The 1,109-nt window shown below is 60.8% G+C and carries 1 protein-coding gene; it reads left to right on the top strand.

What is annotated here, in order from left to right:
* On the top strand, nucleotides 1-1,029 hold a 1,029-nt coding region (locus tag BT341_RS00940), incomplete at its 5' end, for an IS5 family transposase (protein WP_245804859.1).
* Nucleotides 1,030-1,109: the final 80 nt, after the last annotated feature.

The following is a 1,109-nucleotide window of genomic DNA, read 5'->3' as shown; positions in this document are numbered from 1 at the left end:
TCGATGATCAAAACCAGTCTGTTTGCCGACCAGGAGCGTGAAGCGAAGCTGAACAAGCTTGGCGACGCGTTGCAGGTGATGGAGCAGTATGTGGACTTTTCGGCGCTGGCGGCCGAGGTTGACCATGCGGCGCCACGTCCCGGCCGCGAGCGCGGCGGTCGCCCGCCATTCCCGACTGAGCTGATGGTGCGGGTGTTGCTGATCCAGCAGATGCACAATTTGTCGGACGAGCAGATGGAATTCCAACTGCTTGACCGCTTGAGCTACCAGCGGTTTGTCGGCTTGCGCAGCAGCAGCCAGATCCCGGACCGAACTACGATTTGGACTTTCAAGGAGCGGCTGATCGCGGCCGGCGCCAGCGAGAGCATTTTCGATGCGGTCAATCGCCAACTGGCCAAACACGGCTTCATCGCGCGTGGCGGGCAGATGATCGACGCCAGCTTCGTGCAAGTTCCCAAGCAATCGATGGGCAAAGAGGAAAAGGCCATCGTGGCGCAAGATGCGATGCCCGCCGACTGGAAGCCGGCCAAGCGACGCCAGAAAGACACTGATGCGCGCTGGGCCAAGAAGCATGGGAAGTCCTACTTTGGGTATAAGCTCTCGGCCAATGCCGACAAGCGCTATAAGCTGATCCGCAAAATCAAGATCAGCACCGCCAGCGAGCACGACACGCTGCACTTCGAGGAGGTGCTCGACCCGGACAATACCAGCCTCGACATCTACGCCGACAAAGGCTATGTCGACGGTGGGCGCGAAACCCGTCTGCGCGGCCTGGGCTGGCGCATGCATATCCAGCGCAAAGGCCACAAGGGCAAGCCGCTGTCGGAAGCGCAAGAACGACGAAACCGGCGGATCGCTTCGCCGCGCGCCCGCGTCGAACATGTGTTCGCCGGACTGGCGCAAATGGGCGGCAAGGTCATGCGCTCGATCGGCCTGGCACGCGCCACGCTGCATCTGAACTGGAAGGCCGCCGTCTATAACTTGCAGCGTCTTTCCTACCTGAAGGAGGCCCGTATCGAGGCGTTTTGACGCCCAAAGTCCGTCCGGACTGCCGAAAATGGCTGGTTCGGACGACAAAATGGTCATCAGAATGGCCTGTAAGACGCCGC

It is taken from the genome of Amycolatopsis australiensis, from assembly GCF_900119165.1.
Classification (GTDB): Bacteria; Actinomycetota; Actinomycetes; order Mycobacteriales; family Pseudonocardiaceae; genus Amycolatopsis; species Amycolatopsis australiensis.
The sequence above is the reverse complement of the archived record's forward strand: the minus strand, read 5'-3'. Positions and strand labels throughout refer to the sequence as shown.